This is a genomic window from Marinobacter similis (genome assembly GCF_000830985.1).
In the GTDB taxonomy this organism is placed as follows: domain Bacteria; phylum Pseudomonadota; class Gammaproteobacteria; order Pseudomonadales; family Oleiphilaceae; genus Marinobacter; species Marinobacter similis.
Genome location: NZ_CP007151.1, coordinates 879780 through 897683, shown reverse-complemented (window position 1 = coordinate 897683; position 17904 = coordinate 879780). Strand labels below are relative to the sequence as shown.

The 17904-nt window shown below is 57.9% G+C and carries 14 protein-coding genes, 1 tRNA gene and 3 pseudogenes; 8 read left to right on the top strand and 10 right to left on the bottom strand.

The features are described 5' to 3' along the window. The first annotated feature begins 50 nt into the window (after positions 1 to 50). From livH to AU14_RS04040, 8 genes and pseudogenes are all read left to right on the top strand, one after another. Positions 51 to 974 (top strand): high-affinity branched-chain amino acid ABC transporter permease LivH, encoded by a 924-nt coding sequence (gene livH, locus AU14_RS04070; protein ID WP_041339138.1) that lies wholly within the window; start codon positions 51 to 53, stop codon positions 972 to 974. After that, positions 974 to 2243, top strand: a pseudogene (locus AU14_RS04065) (high-affinity branched-chain amino acid ABC transporter permease LivM). Before livH ends, AU14_RS04065 begins: the two are co-directional and overlap by 1 nt. A gap of 6 nt (positions 2244 to 2249) precedes the next feature. Beyond that, on the top strand, positions 2250 to 3005 hold the full coding sequence (livG, locus tag AU14_RS04060) for a high-affinity branched-chain amino acid ABC transporter ATP-binding protein LivG (RefSeq protein WP_041339134.1): 756 nt from the start codon (positions 2250 to 2252) through the stop codon (positions 3003 to 3005). Positions 3006 to 3014: 9 nt separating this feature from the next. Beyond that, entirely contained in the window at positions 3015 to 3716 is a 702-nt protein-coding gene (locus AU14_RS04055; RefSeq protein WP_041339131.1) for an ABC transporter ATP-binding protein, read from the top strand. A gap of 281 nt (positions 3717 to 3997) precedes the next feature. Next, positions 3998 to 4462, top strand: a complete 465-nt coding sequence (locus AU14_RS04050) for a DUF3015 domain-containing protein (protein WP_041339129.1) — start codon at positions 3998 to 4000, stop codon at positions 4460 to 4462. A gap of 87 nt (positions 4463 to 4549) precedes the next feature. Further along, on the top strand, positions 4550 to 6064 hold the full coding sequence (locus AU14_RS04045; protein ID WP_456237738.1) for an Lnb N-terminal periplasmic domain-containing protein: 1515 nt from the start codon (positions 4550 to 4552) through the stop codon (positions 6062 to 6064). A gap of 8 nt (positions 6065 to 6072) precedes the next feature. Next, a complete protein-coding gene (locus AU14_RS24025) occupies positions 6073 to 6414 on the top strand; it encodes a DUF7840 domain-containing protein (protein WP_456237737.1) in 342 nt (113 codons plus the stop codon). Continuing rightward, on the top strand, positions 6384 to 7274 hold the full coding sequence (locus tag AU14_RS04040) for an alpha/beta hydrolase (RefSeq protein WP_041339127.1): 891 nt from the start codon (positions 6384 to 6386) through the stop codon (positions 7272 to 7274). The genes AU14_RS24025 and AU14_RS04040 overlap by 31 nt, the downstream gene beginning before the upstream one ends. A gap of 284 nt (positions 7275 to 7558) precedes the next feature. On the opposite strand, the gene pnp is transcribed toward AU14_RS04040, so the two are convergent. The 10 genes and pseudogenes from pnp to tpiA form a co-directional block, all read right to left on the bottom strand. Beyond that, positions 7559 to 9673, bottom strand: coding sequence for a polyribonucleotide nucleotidyltransferase (gene pnp, locus AU14_RS04035; protein ID WP_179944719.1), 2115 nt, complete (start codon positions 9671 to 9673; stop codon positions 7559 to 7561). A gap of 360 nt (positions 9674 to 10033) precedes the next feature. Then, positions 10034 to 10303: a 30S ribosomal protein S15 gene (gene rpsO, locus AU14_RS04030; RefSeq protein WP_041339122.1), complete on the bottom strand. Its 270-nt coding sequence runs from the start codon at positions 10301 to 10303 to the stop codon at positions 10034 to 10036. Positions 10304 to 10381: 78 nt separating this feature from the next. Continuing rightward, a complete protein-coding gene (gene truB / locus AU14_RS04025; protein WP_041339120.1) occupies positions 10382 to 11311 on the bottom strand; it encodes a tRNA pseudouridine(55) synthase TruB in 930 nt (309 codons plus the stop codon). Next, positions 11308 to 11733, bottom strand: a complete 426-nt coding sequence (gene rbfA, locus AU14_RS04020) for a 30S ribosome-binding factor RbfA (RefSeq protein ID WP_041339116.1) — start codon at positions 11731 to 11733, stop codon at positions 11308 to 11310. Before rbfA ends, truB begins: the two co-directional genes overlap by 4 nt. Beyond that, positions 11733 to 14272: pseudogene (gene infB / locus AU14_RS04015) on the bottom strand (translation initiation factor IF-2). Before infB ends, rbfA begins: the two are co-directional and overlap by 1 nt. Before the next feature lie 18 nt (positions 14273 to 14290). Further along, positions 14291 to 15784 (bottom strand): transcription termination factor NusA, encoded by a 1494-nt coding sequence (gene nusA / locus AU14_RS04010; RefSeq protein ID WP_041339114.1) that lies wholly within the window; start codon positions 15782 to 15784, stop codon positions 14291 to 14293. Positions 15785 to 15841: 57 nt separating this feature from the next. Further along, on the bottom strand, positions 15842 to 16303 hold the full coding sequence (rimP, locus tag AU14_RS04005; RefSeq protein WP_041339111.1) for a ribosome maturation factor RimP: 462 nt from the start codon (positions 16301 to 16303) through the stop codon (positions 15842 to 15844). Positions 16304 to 16622: 319 nt separating this feature from the next. Further along, positions 16623 to 16707 (bottom strand) — tRNA-Leu (locus AU14_RS04000). A 7-nt stretch (positions 16708 to 16714) separates the two neighbouring features. Then, positions 16715 to 17095, bottom strand: a complete 381-nt coding sequence (gene secG / locus AU14_RS03995; RefSeq protein WP_041339108.1) for a preprotein translocase subunit SecG — start codon at positions 17093 to 17095, stop codon at positions 16715 to 16717. 18 nt (positions 17096 to 17113) lie between these two features. Further along, a pseudogene (tpiA, locus tag AU14_RS03990) lies at positions 17114 to 17877 on the bottom strand (triose-phosphate isomerase). Between the last annotated feature and the right edge of the window lie 27 nt (positions 17878 to 17904).

Below are 17904 nucleotides of genomic sequence, written 5' to 3'. Positions count from 1 at the left end.
GAGTTCGGCGTGCGGAAGCGGAGGGGGCAGGCTTTCGGAGTTTTCCAATCATGCAAGACCTCCTTTATTTCTCGCAACAGCTCATCAACGGGCTGACGATCGGGAGCACCTATGCCCTGATCGCCATCGGTTACACGATGGTTTACGGCATCATCGGCATGATCAACTTTGCCCATGGTGAAATCTATATGATCGGTGCCTACACCGCGCTGATCGCCATTACCGGCCTCGCCTCCCTCGGCGTTGTCTGGCTCCCCCTGATTCTAATCGTTGCCCTGGTCTGCGCCATGATCGTGTCCAGTTCCATGGGCTGGGCGGTGGAACGGGTAGCCTACCGACCGGTACGCGGACGCCATCGACTGATTCCGCTGATCTCCGCCATCGGCATGTCGATCTTCCTGCAGAACTATGTGCACCTGGCCCAGGGCTCGCGCAACATCGGTTTCCCGGCACTGATTGAAGGTGGCTTCACCTTCGGCTCAGACGGCGCCTTCCAGATGTCGCTGTCTTACATGCAAATCACCATCTTTATCACCACGCTGGTCTGCATGACTGCCCTGTCGCTGTTCATTGCCCGCTCCCGCACCGGCCGCGCCTGCCGCGCAGTGTCACAGGACTTGGGCATGGCCAACCTGCTAGGCATCGACACCAACCGGATCATCTCCGCCACGTTTGTGATCGGCGCTGCGCTGGCCGCCGTTGCCGGCCTCTTGCTGGGTATGTATTACGGTTCGGTTGACCCTCTGTTCGGCTTCATTGCCGGCCTCAAGGCATTCACCGCAGCGGTACTCGGCGGTATCGGCAGTATTCCTGGCGCGATGTTGGGCGGGCTGATTCTGGGCGTGTCCGAAAGCATGACCTCCGGCTACCTTAGTGGCGAATACAAGGACGTGGTCTCCTTTGGCCTGCTGATCCTCATTCTGCTGTTCAAACCCACCGGCCTGCTCGGCAAACCGGAGGTTGAGAAGATCTGATGGCTGCTCATAACTTTAAACACGCACTGTTCTGCGCGTTCATTACCCTACTCATTTCCTACCCGATCCTCGGTTTCAACCTTGAGGCCCAGGGCATCAACATCGCCATCACTGGGGCTGATACCACAACCATCCTCGGCGTACTGCTCGCTGCGGTCGTGGTGTTCCTGTTCCAGCTGTTCCGCGACCAGATCATGGGCCGGGTTGGCGACCTCAGAAGCCTGACCGCGGGCAAGCCCAAGGAACCGATGGCCGAGAACCGGCGCGCCAAGATCGAATCCTGGGTGCTGACCGGCATTGTGGTACTGGCGCTGTTCTGGCCATTCTTCATGTCCCGTGGCGCGGTAGACCTGGCCACGCTGGTACTGATCTACATCATGCTGGCGCTCGGCCTGAACGTGGTGGTTGGCCTTGCCGGCCTGCTCGACCTGGGTTATGTCGCCTTCTATGCCGTGGGTGCGTACACCTTCGCATTGCTATCCCAGTACCTGGCGTCTCCTTCTGGGTCGCCCTGCCGATCGGTGCCCTGCTGGCTGCCACCTTCGGTCTGGTGCTGGGTTTTCCGGTGTTGCGATTACGCGGGGACTACCTGGCCATCGTGACCCTGGGCTTCGGTGAGATCATCCGAATACTGCTCAACAACTGGACCAACCTCACCGGTGGCCCGAATGGCATCGGCGGCATTCCCGACCCGACCCTGTTCGGCATGGAGTTTGGCCGGCGCGTGAAGGAAGAAGGCAACACCTCGTTCCACGAAACCTTTGGCATCGCTACAGCGGCGAGCACAAGGTCATCTTCCTGTACCTGATTGCCCTGGTACTGGCGGTGTTTACCGCGCTGGTTATCCGCCGCTTCATGCGCATGCCGGTGGGTCGCGCCTGGGAAGCACTGCGTGAAGACGAAATCGCAGCGCGCTCCCTTGGCCTGAGCCGTACCGCAGTCAAGCTGTCAGCATTCACCATTGGCGCCTTCTTCGCCGGCTTTGCCGGCACCGTGTTTGCCTCCAAGCAGGGCTTTATCAGCCCGGAATCGTTCGTCTTCCTGGAATCCGCCATCATCCTCGCCATCGTGGTGTTGGGCGGTATGGGCTCTCAGATTGGCGTGGTTCTGGCTGCCATCGCGGTCACTATCCTGCCGGAGCTGGCCCGTGAATTCTCTGAATACCGCATGCTGATCTTTGGTGCCGCCATGGTGCTGATGATGGTTTGGCGCCCCCAGGGCCTCATGCCGATGCGCCGTATTCATATTGAACTGAAAAAACAGGAGTGATGGACGATGCTTGAAGTAAAGAATCTGTCCATGCGCTTTGGCGGCCTGCTGGCCGTGGATCAGGTGTCTCTGGACGTACAAGAACGGGAAATTGTCTCGATCATCGGCCCGAACGGCGCTGGCAAAACCACCGTGTTCAACTGCATGAGTGGTTTCTACCAGCCCACCGGCGGCCAGATCCTTTTTGAGGGTCAGGAAGTTCAGGGCAAGCCGGATTACAAGATCTCGCGCCTGGGCATGGTGAGAACCTTTCAGCACGTGCGTCTGTTCAACCAGATGACCGTGGTCGAGAACCTGCTGGTCGCCCAGCACCGGCACCTGAACACCAACCTGGTGGCCGGTCTGCTGAAGACGCCCAACTACCGGGAACGGGAACAGAAGTCCCTGGACCGGGCCGCCTACTGGCTGGACCGGGTTGGCCTGATGCATCTCGCCAACCGGGAAGCGGGCAACCTGGCCTACGGCCAGCAACGGCGCCTGGAAATCGCCCGCTGCATGGTCACTGAACCCAAGCTGCTGATGCTCGACGAGCCGGCGGCGGGTCTGAACCCCGCGGAAACCAAAGACCTCAATCAGCTGATCGTCAGTCTGAAAGAGGACTACTGCGTTTCCGTGGTGCTGATTGAGCACGACATGAGCCTGGTGATGGACATCTCCGACCGTATCAACGTGATCAACCAGGGTCGCCCCCTGGCCAGTGGTACGCCGGAAGAAATCCGCGAGAACGACGACGTGATCAAAGCCTACCTGGGCGAGGCCTGAGGAAGAACCATGCTTGTACTAGAAGATGTCCATACCCACTACGGCAAGATTGAGGCGCTGCATGGCGTCTCTGTCGAGGTCAAAAAAGGCGAGATTGTGTCCCTGATCGGCGCCAATGGCGCTGGCAAGACCACCCTGCTGATGACCGTGTGCGGCAACCCGCAGGCCAGCTCGGGCCGGATTATTCTGAACGGCCGCGACATTACCCGCGATCCAACTGCCAACATCATGCGTTCCGGCATCGCCATCGTTCCGGAAGGTCGGAGAATTTTCTCTGGCCTGACCGTGGAAGAGAATCTGCACATGGGCGGGTTCTTCAACACCAAGGCCGAGATTCGCAAGAGCCAGGACCACGCCTATGAGCTGTTCCCACGCCTGAAAGAGCGCGAACACCAGCGGGCCGGCACCATGTCCGGTGGTGAACAGCAAATGCTGGCCATCGGCCGCGCCCTGATGAGCAAGCCGAACATGATCATTCTCGATGAGCCGTCCCTCGGGTTGGCGCCACTGGTGATCAAACAAATCTTCGAGATCATCGGCCACCTGCGTGACGAGGGCATTACCGTGTTCCTGGTTGAGCAGAATGCCCATCAGGCCCTGAACCTGGCGGACCGCGGCTACGTGCTGGAAACCGGCAAGATCCGGCTGCAGGATACCGGCAAGAACCTGCTGGCCAATCCGGAAGTTCAGAACGCCTATCTGGGCGGCTGATCGCAGCCAGAGCCTTTTTACCTGGGCAATCAAAACCGGCGCATGCCTTATGCGCCGGTTTTTTGGTTACTCAGGCCAAAAAAGTGCAGTCAGGGCGGGAAATGTTGCCGAAAATCAGATACTCACCCAAGACGCAGTTGGCGTCTTGAGGATATGCACTATACTCAATCGAACGGTTATCCTGTCTCCAAACAAACCAGTCAGGGCCGTTCCCGCAATATCGCCCATCACTGGGTGACGCGGTATGCGACGACAGAAAAAACCACATAAAGGAGTGGATAATGAAAAAACTGATCGCAGGTGCAATTCTTCTGGGTGCTTCCTCCATGGCTTTCGCACAGCCTGGCTGTGGTGTTGGTGCCATGATCTGGAAAGGACAGTCCGGTATTGCCCCCCACGTTTTGGCCGCCACTACCAATGGCACTTTCGGTAACCAGACATTCGGTATGACTACCGGTACCCTGGGCTGCCAGACCAACGAGTCTGTTCAATCCATGGCTCTGTACATGGACAGCAACATCGACAAGGTTGCCCGTGATATGTCCCGTGGCAGCGGAGAGAACCTGGATACCCTGGCTGTTCTTCTGGGCGTTGACGCGGCTGACCGCGATACCTTCCGCAAGGTACTGCAGGACAACTTCGCAACTATCTTCCCAAGTTCCGAAACCACTTCAGGTGAGGCAGTCGATGCTATTGTCGCCCTGCTGGAGCAAAACCAATCTCTGAGCAAGTACGTGGCCGCATAATACCGCGCCGTACAAGGATGCTCCTGCGCCAAGGACGGCGCGCCATCCTGCTGCACTCGCTTTCAAATCCGGACGACTACATCATCCATGGGCCAATCACTTCGCCTCGGGCCAGCACTGTGCTGGCTAGCCCTCTCGGCACCTGCCCTGGCAGACACTCCGCCGACCACTCAAAAACTTCATCTGGATCCGGCCTGGCTGACTCTGATGCACTACCAGGAGGACACCCTCGGCGGCGGCTTTACCAGCCAGGCTGACGACCCGAATTTCTTCCTCAGTGAACAGGGCAAACACGCGCCCGAACGAGAGCTGGAAGCAACTTTATCGGCTATCCAGCAACCCGGCGGCGGCGATGGTCACGCCCAATGCCGATTCCCGGCCCGCACAGCCTGGCTTGAGGGACAGCTGGATCTCTCATTGCAGGCGGCAGACTGCCCTGCGTACGATGAATGGACCGAGACCCTGAACACCGAAACGGTAACCCTGGTGTTCGCGGCGTCTTACCTGAACAGCCCCTCCTCCATGTTCGGGCACACTTTCCTGCGGCTGGACCCGCCCCAGGACGATGACGAAACCAACCTGCTCCTGGCCAACACCATCTCCTACGCGGCCGACGCAGCCGCCCACGACAGCGAGATCCTGTTTGCCTACAAAGGGATCTTTGGCGGATATCCGGGCATTACCAGCGTGCAGCCTTACTACGAAAAAATTCGCCTGTATTCGGATATCGAACACCGGGATCTTTGGGAATACCGGCTCAACCTGACCCAGGCTGAAGTTGATCTGCTGATCGCGCACGCCTGGGAAATCCGCGACCACAATTTCGATTACTACTTCTTTGACGAGAACTGCGCCTATCGCCTGCTAGCCCTGATTGATGTGGCGCGCCCGGGTACTAATCTCCTGGGCGAAGTAAGCACTCACGCGATTCCCTCTGACACCGTGCGCTGGGTGGTCGACAAAGACCTGGTCAGCGACGTCTACTACCGGCCTTCAGCCGCTACTTCCGTGGCCTACAGCCTGGAATCGTTGCCGGAGGAGCAGCAAACTCTCGCTGCCGCCATCGCCAACGGGTATGTCGACCCCGAGGCCCAAGAAATCCATCAGCTTGCACCCAAACAACAGGCCCATGTCCTGGATGCCACCTACGACTACGTGCGCTACCAGAGCGAAGCCGACGGCTGGCCCCGGGAATTTGCCGCGCCCCTGTCCCATAACCTGCTAATGGCACGTAGCGATATCGAGGAAGCACCGGCACCCCGGACGCCACCGCAACCTGAGATAAGGGACGACCAGGGCCATAACACCTTCCGCGCCAGCATCAGCGCCGGCCAACAGGCACACCGGGAGTTCACCGAACTGACCCTGCGCCCGGCCTACCACGATGTACTGGATCCACCCGCCGGGTACCGCCGGGGTGCACAACTCCAGTTCCTGCGGCTGGATGCCCGTTACTACACCGACAACGACGAGCTGCAACTGGAACAGTTGATCGGCGTCGAGATCCGCTCTCTGAGCCCCAGAGACCAGTTCTTCTCGCCTTTGTCCTGGCAGGTAGCTTCGGTGGCCGTCGCACCGACAATGGCGCCAAACGGGTTCTGACGCCGTATTTGGAAGGCGGCGCTGGTGGCAGCTGGCTGCTCGGTAATGACCTGCAGGCGTTTGCCATCGCCACCGCCGATCTGGAGATCGACGACGACCTGCGCCGCGGCTACGACGCCGCACCCGGTGCCGACATAGGCCTGCTGCACCAGAACAACCGGTTCAGTTTTATCGCTGGTGCCAAGACCAAGGCCTGGATTGTCAGCAATCAACACCGGCAAGATCAGGTCTACGTTAAAGGCAACTGGCATATTGGCCGCGCCTTCAGCCTGTTCGCCGAATTCACCCGGGAAGACCACTACGACAGGTACCAGAGCACATGGCAAACCGGACTGCACGCCTACTTCTGAACACGCTGCGCGCTGGCAGCATGCGCAAAGCCTTGATATTGCTGTGTGCGGTTTTCCTGCAAACCGGGTGCAGCGGTGTGTTCTTCTTCCCCGACAGCGTGACCTACGTAACCCCGGACCGACTCAACCTCGAGTACGAAGACATCTACCTGAAGACCGCGGACGGCGAAACCCTGCACGGCTGGTGGCTGCCTGCCAAAGACCCCGAGACCGCCAAAGGCACCGTGTATTTTCTCCACGGCAACGCCCAGAACATCAGCAGCCACATCTTCAACGTGGCCTGGCTGCCGGCCGAAGGCTACAACATCTTCACCCTGGATTACCGCGGCTACGGCCGCTCCACCGGCGCCCCGGACATCGAAGGCGCCCTGCACGATGTAGAAACTGGCATGCGCTGGCTTAGCTCCCACCCGGAGGTTAGAGACGGCCCGGTGTTCCTGTTGGGACAGAGTCTGGGCGGAGCACTGGGCATACCCTTGGCGGGCGAATGGGTAAAGCGTGGCGAGGAGCCTGGGCTCGATGGCGTAATACTGGATGGCACTTTCTCAGGTTTTCGCGGCATTGCCCGGGAAAAGCTGGGGAGCGTCTGGTTAACCTGGCTCCTCCAGATCCCCCTTAGCTGGACCATCCCGGCCGAATACGAAGGCATCGACTACATCGACGACATCAGCCCCGTACCGGTCATGGTGATCCACAGCGTCCGCGATGGCATCATTCCCTTTCACCACGGCAAAGATCTGTACGCGGCAGCGGAGAAACCAAAAACTTTTCTACAGACCGACACCCCACACGCCAGTACTTTCGTGATCCCGGCTTACAAAAAATCCCTTTTGAATTTCCTCTCAGAAGCCACTCGATAATTCCGAGCGGCTATTGGAAGACCTTTTTCAAAACTGTTGAGGGCCAAGGACGGCCCGAAACAAGCCCACATGGGTGAGGCCGAGCGCTTATGAAGCGAAGCTTCATGCGACAGCCGAACGACAGCAATCTGTGATTGCTGGCCGGACCCGCTTGCGGGGGCTCGTAGCGTGTTTTGAAAAAGGTCTTTCAATAGACGCTGACTCCAGCGCTATACGCCAAAAAACAAAAAACCCGCCAATCCAAAGGAAAGGCGGGTCTTTCGAGACCTTCTAGCGTTTAGCTATCAGGCAGAGAAGTCAGTCGGCTGCTCGCCTTCCTGAACTTCCTTCATGGACAGCTTAACGCGACCACGGTTATCTACATCCAGAACCTTAACCAGAACTTCCTGACCTTCGCTCAGCTCGTCAGTCACGTTCTCGATACGGCGCTCAGAGATCTGGGAAATGTGCACCAGACCATCCTTTCCAGGCAGGAGGTTAACGAAGGCACCGAAATCAACGATGCGCTCAACACGACCCTTATAGATCGCGCCAACTTCGATTTCCGCGGTGATCTCCTTGACCCGGTTAACCGCCGCCTGGGCAGCTTCCTGGTTATCAGCGTAGATCTTCACGTTGCCGTCGTCGTCCAGATCGATAGACGCACCGGTTTCGTCACAGATAGAACGGATGGTAGCACCGCCCTTACCGATAACGTCACGGATCTTGTCCGGGTTGATCTTGACGGTGGTGATGCTCGGTGCACGTGCAGACAGCTCTGAACGGGACTCGGCAATTACCTTGTTCATCTCACCCAGGATGTGCAGACGTGCTTCTTGTGCCTGCTCCAGGGCCAGCTCCATGATCTCGTCGGTGATACCGTTGATCTTGATGTCCATCTGCAGGGCAGTAACACCGTCTTTGGTACCGGCAACCTTGAAGTCCATGTCGCCCAGGTGGTCTTCGTCACCCAGGATGTCAGTCAGGACTGCAAACTTGTCGCCTTCCTTGACCAGACCCATGGCGATACCAGCAACCGGCGCCTTCAGCGGAACACCCGCGTCCATCAGGGCCAAGCTGGAACCACATACCGACGCCATAGAGCTGGAGCCGTTGGATTCAGTGATCTCGGAAACCGCACGGATGGTGTACGGGAACTCTTCGATGGTCGGCATAACCGCGGAAATACCGCGCTTCGCCAGACGACCGTGACCGATTTCACGACGGCCCGGGCTGCCCATACGACCAGCTTCGCCAACGGAGTACGGAGGGAAGTTGTAGTGGAACAGGAACGGGTCCTTACGCTCACCGTGCAGGGCATCGATGATCTGCATGTCACGAGCGGTGCCCAGGGTAGTGGTTACGATGGCCTGAGTTTCACCACGGGTGAACAGAGCCGAACCGTGGGTGCTAGGCAGCACGCCTACTTCGATTTCGATCGGACGAACGGTCTTGTTGTCACGGCCATCGATACGCGGCTTGCCATCAATTACCTGCTGACGCACAACCGACTTCTCGATCTTGCCGAAGTACTTCTTGACCTCATCACCGGAAGGCTGGCCTTCCTCTTCGCCGGCAAACTTCTCAACGGCAGAGGTCTTGATCTCGCCCAGACGAGCATAACGCTCCATCTTGTCACGGATGCTGTACGCTTCTTCGATGGCGCCAGCGAATTCGCCCTTGATGGCGGTCAGCAGCTCGGTGTTTTCTACTTCCGGAGTCCACTCCCAACGCGGCTTGCCAATCTCGGCAGCGAATTCCTTGATCGCGCTGACCGCAACCTGCATTTCCTGGTGGGCAAACAGAACACCACCAAGCATCTGGTCTTCGGTCAGGCCTTTGGCTTCGGATTCAACCATCAGCACAGCGTCTTCAGTACCGGCAACAACCATGTCGAGCAGCGAGGTTTCGAGCTCTTCATAGGTCGGGTTCAGGAAGTAGCCACGCTCATTGGTGAAGGCAACACGGGATGCACCAATCGGGCCGTCGAACGGAATACCGGAAATCGACAGAGCTGCAGAAGCAGCCAGCATCGCGGCAATGTCCGGATCCTGAGACTTGTTGGCAGACATAACGGTCAGCACAACCTGGACTTCGTTCATGTAGCCATTCGGGAACAGCGGACGAATCGGACGGTCGATCAGGCGGGAGGTCAGGGTTTCCTTCTCTGAAGGACGGCCTTCACGCTTGAAGAAACCACCGGGGATCTTGCCAACGGCGTAGGTTTTTTCAGTGTAGTTAACGGTCAGCGGGAAAAAGCCCTGGCCCGGCTTCGGTTCCTTGGCGCCTACCACGGTACCCAGTACGGATACGTCGTCGATAGTTACCAGAACTGAACCGGTAGCCTGACGGGCAATACGACCGGTTTCGAGAGTGACGGTCTTGCCGCCCAGCTCAAACGTTTTCTTTACAGGTTTCAGATCCACAAAAAACTCCTGATCACTCTATTTCAGCTAGATTCAACCAACACGCCCATGCGTGCGGTCGTTGGTCTGCAGGTGTCAGTCACATGGTCCGAAAGCCAACCCGTCTGAAAGCTAACAGGCTGTTGCAAAACCCCGGAGAGCGAGGGGTGTTCAAGTAGACCCACCCGGGCTTTTCAACAACCTGCTATCGATTTCGGCTTTCCATTACGACAGGGTATCCGTCGAACTCACTGACACAGCCACTGCAGTCTTACTTGGTGAGAAAAGCACAACCGGCAGAACCTTGTAAGGTTCTACCGGCTGCCGGCGTGCTCTGGCCGAAGCCGGAGCAGCCTTCAGGTCGAAAAGACCGGATTAGCGACGCAGACCAAGGCGCTGGATCAGCTCCAGGTAACGGTCAGCGTTCTTGCGCTTCAGGTAGTCCAGCAGCTTACGACGCTGGTTTACCATCCGGATCAGACCACGGCGGGAATGGTGATCCTGCTTGTTGGTCTTGAAGTGATCCTGCAGCTTGTTGATGTTGGCGCTCAGCAGTGCAACCTGAACTTCAGGAGAACCGGTATCGCCTTCACCTTGCTGAAAATCCTTAACGATCTGTGACTTCTCACTGGCAGAAAGTGCCATATTACACCTCTTTTTTTGCGATGCTCTCGAATACGGCCGAACCGCGCATCTCTACAGCCCGGCTAATCAGCGCCACGCTTAGCGTTGGTCGCTGGTCTTCACCAAACGGCGCGGGACCAACTTGATCCCATCACCTTCCGGTGTTGCTTCTGCCAATCCTACGAAGCCTTCGTTGCCATAAACGCGCACGAACCCTTCGAGGGATTGGCCGGTTATTCTAACCGGTTGTCCATTCAATATCGACACCAGCGACGGCCCCGACAACTTCACCTCGGGGAACATCGACAGCGCGGCATCCGGCGCTACCAGCAGGCCGTCCAGGCTTTCGTCACGCTCGCGCATGGCCTCCATTTCCGGGACTTCCTGAGCATCCGCCAGGGTAAATCCGGAAGCCATGGTGCGGCGCAATGCCGACACATGGGCACCACAGCCAAGAGCCTCACCGATGTCTTCAACGAGTGAGCGAATGTACGTACCCTTGGTGCAACTAACGGCGATATCAAGCTCGTCCTCACGCACGTCCAGCAAGGTCAGCTCATAAATAGTGACCGGCCTGGAGGGGCGCTCAATCTCAATGCCTTCGCGGGCGTATTCGTATAGAGGACGCCCCTTGTGCTTGAGGGCGGAATACATGGAGGGAACTTGCTGGATGTCGCCCCGAAAATCGTCAAACACCGATTCCAGGTACGTTGCTGACAGCTCTGACGGTACTGGCTTCTCTTCGACCACGGCACCTTCGCTGTCTCCGGTTTCAGTCCGGATGCCCAGCTTGGCAGTGGCGATGTAGGCCTTGTCACTGTCCAGCATCATCTGGGAAAACTTGGTGGCTTCACCAAAGCACAACGGCAACACGCCCGTGGCCAAGGGATCCAGTGCGCCAGTATGGCCGGCCTTAGCCGCACCATACAGGCGTTTCACCTGCTGCAGGATGCCATTGGAGGTGACACCCTGCGGCTTATCAATCACCAGAATTCCGTTTACGTCACGACCTTTGCGTCTGCGGCTCAAACGTTTTGCTCCGGCTCTTCCTGACTGTCGTCGTCATCACGGCTGACCGCTGGCTTATCGCCCACGGCCTCTTTGATGAGACTGTCCATTTTGCGGCTGTAGCCCTGGAGGGTATCGAAGTGGAAGCGAAGCTGAGGTATCACCCGCAGCTTCATGGCGCGCCCGACCTGACTGCGCAAGAACCCGGAGGCCTTGGTCAGCACCGCAAGCGACTCTTTCACTTCGGGGGACTCCTGATCGAGCTCCTCCGTGGACAACAAAGATACGTAAACGTCAGCGTAACCGAGATCACGGCTTACCTTGACAGCGTTAACCGTGACCAGGCCAATCCGCGGGTCTTTGACCTCCCGCTGGATCAGCTGCGCCAGTTCACGCTGCATCTGATCGCCGATGCGATCAATACGACTGAACTCTCTAGGCATTAGGCCCCCGTGGATTCGAGCTTACGCTCAACCCGTACGCGGTCGAACACTTCGATCTGGTCACCGACCTTCACGTCGTAGCCCTTAACACCGATACCACATTCCATGCCGTTACGAACCTCAGGCACGTCGTCCTTGAAGCGACGCAGGGATTCCAGCTCGCCTTCAAAGATAACAACGTTGTCCCGCAGGACGCGGATCGGCTTGTTCCGGTACACGTTGCCTTCGGTAACCATGCAACCAGCCACCTGGCCAAACTTCGGCGAACGGAACACGTCGCGCACATCGGCAATACCAACAATGTCTTCGCGGAATTCCGGTGCCAGCATTCCGGTCAGGGCTGCTTTCACGTCATCGATCAGGTTGTAGATGATGCTGTAGTAGCGCAGATCCAGACCTTCCTGCTCAACCAGACGCTTGGACGCGGAGTCCGCACGAACGTTGAAGCCGAAGATGACCGCGTTGGTCGCCATGGCCAGGCTGATGTCGGTTTCGGCAATGCCGCCGACGCCAGAGGACACGATCTTGACCTGTACTTCGTCGTTGCCCAGATCCTGAAGCGCCTTGGTGATGGCTTCCAGGGAACCACGAACATCGGTCTTGAGCACAACGTTGAGGGTTTTGACCTCGTCCTTGCCCATGTTCTCGAACAGGTTCTCAAGCTTGGCAGCCTGCTGACGCTGAAGACGCTGCTCACGCTCACGGGACTGACGGAATTCGGCCAGTTCTTTGGCCTTCTTCTCATCGGCTACGGCGAAGAACTCATCGCCGGCATCCGGTGTACCGTTCAGACCCAGGATCTCGACTGGAATCGACGGGCCGGCTTCTTTAGCCTGCTTGCCTGCTTCGTCAGTCATGGCGCGGACCTTACCGAAGTAAGAACCGGCAACAACCATGTCACCCTGACGCAGGGTACCGTTCTGAACCAGAACCGTTGCCACGGAACCACGGCCACGCTCGAGGCTGGATTCAACACTACACCCTTGGCAGGCGCATCGGTAGCAGCTTCCAGTTCGAGGATCTCGGACTGCAACAGGACCGCTTCCAGCAGGGCTTCAATGCCTTCACCCGTATGGGCAGACACCGGTACGAACTGAACGTCGCCGCCCCAATCTTCCGGAACCACTTCCAGGGCTGCCAGCTCACTCTTGATCCGGTCCGGATCCGCGCCTTCCTTGTCCATCTTGTTGATGGCAACAACCAGAGGAACACCGGCAGAACGGGCGTGCTGGACCGCTTCCTTGGTCTGCGGCATAACGCCGTCATCCGATGCTACCACCAGGATAACGATGTCGGTGCACTGGGCACCGCGAGCACGCATCGCGGTAAACGCGGCGTGGCCCGGGGTATCCAGGAAGGACACCATGCCGTGATCGGTCTCAACGTGGTACGCACCAATGTGCTGGGTAATACCACCGGACTCGCCGGAGGCAACCTTGGTGCGACGGATGTAGTCCAGCAGTGACGTCTTACCATGGTCAACGTGACCCATCACGCTCACCACCGGTGCACGCTTGGTCTTCTCGCCGCCTTCAACGGAGAATTCGCTCAGAACTTCTTCTTCAAAGGCGTCGTCGCTGACGGTCTTGGCCTTATGGCCCAGCTCTTCAGTTACCAGCACTGCAGTTTCTTGGTCCAGTGCCTGGTTGATGGTGGCCATTACGCCCATGCCCATCAGTGTCTTGATCACATCGGCCGACTTAACGGCCATGCGCTGGGCAAGGTCACCCACGGAAATCGTTTCGGGAATCTCTACTTCTCTGACCATTGGTTTGGTCGGCCTCTCGAAAGCATGACGCTTCTCTTTGGGTTTCTTTTTCGCACGCAGCGGCTTGCGCAGGGTGGTATCTTCTTCGTCCTCGGAAATCACCAGAGGCTCATCCACCGGGCGGCTGCGTGGACCACGATGGCCCGCCGATTTCTTCTTCGGCTTGCCTTCTTCAACTTCTTCGCCGCGCTCGCGAGCTTTCTTTTTCTTCGGCTTGCGGTCTTTTCCTTCACCTTCCGGCGGAGGAATCGGAATGTCTTCCGGCGCAGGAACCGGTGCCGGCTCCTCGACCTTCTTGGGCTTGTCTTCGGCAACCGGCTGTTCCGGAGCTGGCTCCGCCTTAGGTTCCGCAGGCGCTTCCGCCTCGACCTTCGGTGCCGCCTCAGCCGCTACCTGCGGAGCTTCCTCAACCGCTGGCGCTGCCTGCTTGGCCTCTTCCTCAACACCTTCAGCCTTCGCAACATCTGCCTCCGGCTGAGTTTCCGCACGCTTGATGTAAGTGCGGCGCTTGCGAACTTCCACGTTCACCGTCTTGGCTTTACCTGCCTTCAGCGTGGTCGTGGTTTTGCGCTTAAGGGTGATCTTGCGGGGTTCAGAATCCGCTTCACCGTGAGTCTTTCTCAAATAGGCCAGCAACTGCTGCTTCTCATCGCTGGACACAGAGTCGTTCTCGGAACGGGCTTTCAGGCCCGATTCAACGATCTGCTTCAGCAAACGATCCACGGGAGCGCCTACGTCTTCGGCCAGTTGTTTTACCGTTACTTCAGCCATACTGGTCCTCCTCCCGAATTAGGCCTGGTCTTCAAACCAGGGGGCACGTGCAGTCATGATAAGTTGACCGGCACGCTCTTCATCCATTCCTTCAATATCAAGCAGATCCACGACGGACTGCTCAGCAAGATCTTCCATGGTACGCACACCCATGCCGGCCAACTTAAAGGCCAGGCCACGGTCCATGCCGTCCATTCCCAGAAGATCTTCTGCCGGCTCCGAACCCTCAAGGGCTTCTTCGCTGGCCAACGCCTGGTTCAACAGGACGTCCTTGGCCCGGCGGCGAAGTTCGGTCACCGTGTCTTCATCAAGGCCTTCGATGGCCAACATTTCTTCCATCGGCACATAGGCCACTTCTTCAAGCGATGTGAAGCCTTCCTCAATCAGGAAGCCTGCAAACTCATCGTCGACATCGAGGTTTCCGGTGAAGTGATCCACCAGACGATTGTACTCCTGTTCCTGACGCTCACCGGCTTCTTCTTCGGTCATTACGTTCAGGGTCCAGCCGGTCAGCTCGGTAGCCAGGCGGACGTTCTGTCCGTTACGGCCGATGGCCTGGGCCAGGTTATCTTCGGCAACCGCAACGTCCATGGTGTGACGGTCTTCATCCATCACGATAGAGGCAACTTCGGCCGGCGCCATGGCGTTGATGACCAGCTGGGCCGGGTTGTCGTCCCACAGCACGATATCGACGCGCTCACCGCCCAATTCGTTGGATACCGCCTGCACACGCGAACCGCGCATACCGACACAGGCACCCACCGGATCGATCCGGCGATCGTTGGTCTTAACGGCAATCTTGGCGCGTGAACCGGGATCACGGGCAGCGCCACGAATCTCGATCAGCTCCTCGGCGATTTCAGGCACCTCAATGCGGAACAGCTCGATCAGCATCTGCGGAGCGGTCCGGCTCAGGATAAGCTGAGGGCCGCGGTGATCGGTGCGGATCTCCAGCAGCAGCGAACGAACACGATCACCCATCCGGAAAGTTTCCCGGGGGATCAGGTTTTCGCGCGGCAGCAGTGCTTCGGCGTTGGCACCCAGATCAACGATAACGTTGTCACGGGTTACTTTCTTGACGGTACCGGACACCAGCTCACCGACGCGATCGCGGTAGCTATCAACAATCTTGGTGCGCTCGGCTTCACGTACTTTCTGGAAAATGATCTGCTTGGCCGCCTGGGCGCCAATGCGGCCAAAGGCCACCGATTCGATTTTCTCTTCGTGAATGTCGCCGGGCTGCAGCTCGCTGGAAATCTCTTCCGCTTCCTGGAACGTGAGCTCGGTGCCCAGTGCCGGAACGGCGTCGTTGTCGACGACCAGCCAACGGCGGAAGGTTTCGTATTCTCCGGTGCGGCGATCGATAGCGACTCGAATATCGGCCTCCTCGTCCTCATACCGCTTCTTTGCGGCAGTGGCGAGTGCCAGCTCGATCGCCTCAAAAATCACATCCTTCTCGACTCCCTTCTCGTTCGAGACGGACTCAACCACCAGCAAGATCTCTTTACTCATTCGATTGCCCTGCCCTCAAATTAAACTGTGCGTCCACTGACGTGCGTTCAGATGTGTTCATTCAAATACCGGGACGATGTGCGCCCGCTCGATGCTATCGAACGGCAGCAGATACTCGTGATCATCAACGATCACAACCACATCGTCGCCCTCTACGCCCTTGATCAGACCGTTGAACTTGCGCCGCCCCTCAAAGGCCATGCGCAAACGAATCTGGACCTGCTGGCCAGCAAAGGCTTCGTAATGTTCCAGGCGAAACAGCGGCCGATCCATACCCGGGGAAGACACCTCCAGGGTATATTCAGACTGGATGGGGTCTTCCACATCCATCACGCCACTGATCTGCCGACTGACCTTTTCGCAGTCTTCAATCGAGATGCCGTTCTCAACATCTTCGATAAACACCCGCAGCTTCGAATGGTGACCCTGGGACCGATATTCAATACCCCAGTATTCAAACCCCAGGCCTTCGACCACCGGCCGAAGAATGTCTTCCAGTTGCTTAAGCTTGGCTGACAAGTTATGCCGTCTCCGTTTTCAAATTTACCGGCCCCAAAAACAAAAAAAGGGCTGTTAATCAGCCCTTTTTACGCACCAGGGCCTGATGCGCCAGGCCCCTTAATCAAAAAGCCCCTATAAGTGGGGCTCTTTGTTGCAAGAACTCGCAGGAAGCAAACCGGTGAACCGCTTCCTGCTGACAGACACCTGGCCTGCCAGAAACCGGCATGCTCACGCGCGCCGGTCCCAATATCCGCCGGAGTATAGAGACGCCAGGCGGACTGGTCAAGGACTGACCAAAAAAAACGGCCTGGAAAATCCAAGCCGCTTTTCTTCATTATGGTGCCCGGGGCCGGACTCGAACCGGCACGGCTTTCGCCACTACCCCCTCAAGATAGCGTGTCTACCAGTTCCACCACCCGGGCAACACTCTTACTCGAGCTCGGGGAGATCAGACTCCCCGCTCTCGGTTTCGCTGGACTGCGCTGCATCTGCCTCAGACGCCTGCTCCATCGGGGCTGAATGGCTGGATTCCTGAACCATAGGAATACCTGCCTCACCGGCCACTTCGGCACGCTGCTTGGCGAATACCGCCAGCGAAAAACTCGTTACAAAAAATACGATGGCAAGAATCGTGGTGAGGCGCGTCAGAAAGCTTCCGCTACCCTGACTACCAAACACCGTCTGCGAGGCACCGCCACCAAACGCTGCACCAGCGTCTGCACCCTTGCCCTGCTGGATCAGCACGAGACCCACCAGTGCCACGGCGATTACCACGTGCACTACGACTACTAGTGTTTCCATCCAATCCATATCGACTCTCGCGAACCTTTAACTATTGGTACTCGCCGGCATTGCCTGGCAAATACTCACAAAATCGTCTGCTTTCAGCGACGCCCCGCCGATCAAACCGCCGTCTATATCCGGCTCGGCAAAAAGAGCGGCTGCATTATCCGCTTTTACGCTGCCGCCGTAAAGCAATGAAATGCTTTCAGCCGGTGCGTTCATCTCAGCCAGCACCTGTCGGATCGACGCGTGCATGGCTTGAGCATCTTCCGCAGTAGCGGTTTTCCCGGTGCCAATCGCCCAGACCGGCTCGTAGGCCACCACAATTCGACCCCACTGGTCTGCGGCCACATTGGCCAGAGCTGCCTTAACCTGCGAAGCCACAACAGCTTTTGCACGGCCAGCTTCGCGCTGCTCCAGGGTCTCGCCAACACACACAACGGCGACCAAACCACTGGCAACCAGGCTCTCAACCTTGGCGGCAACCTCATCATCGGTCTCGCCAAACAGCTGCCGACGCTCGGAGTGCCCAACCAGTGCATAAGTACAGCCCTGATCTTTGGCCATGTCCGCGGCAATCTCGCCGGTGTAGGCGCCCGAAGACCACTGCCCTACGTTCTGCACACCAACCATCAGGCGTTCGCCTGACTGCGCCACAACGTCGCTGACATAGATTGCGGGAGGGATGATAACAACCTCCACACCATTATCAAGCGACTCAGCCTCGGACCGGACAGAGCCAACGAGCTGCTGCACCAGTCTTTCGACCCGTTCATTTTCCAGTTTCCGGCTACAATTTTGCGGCGCATAACAGTTCCCAAACGTGAGGGAGGGCG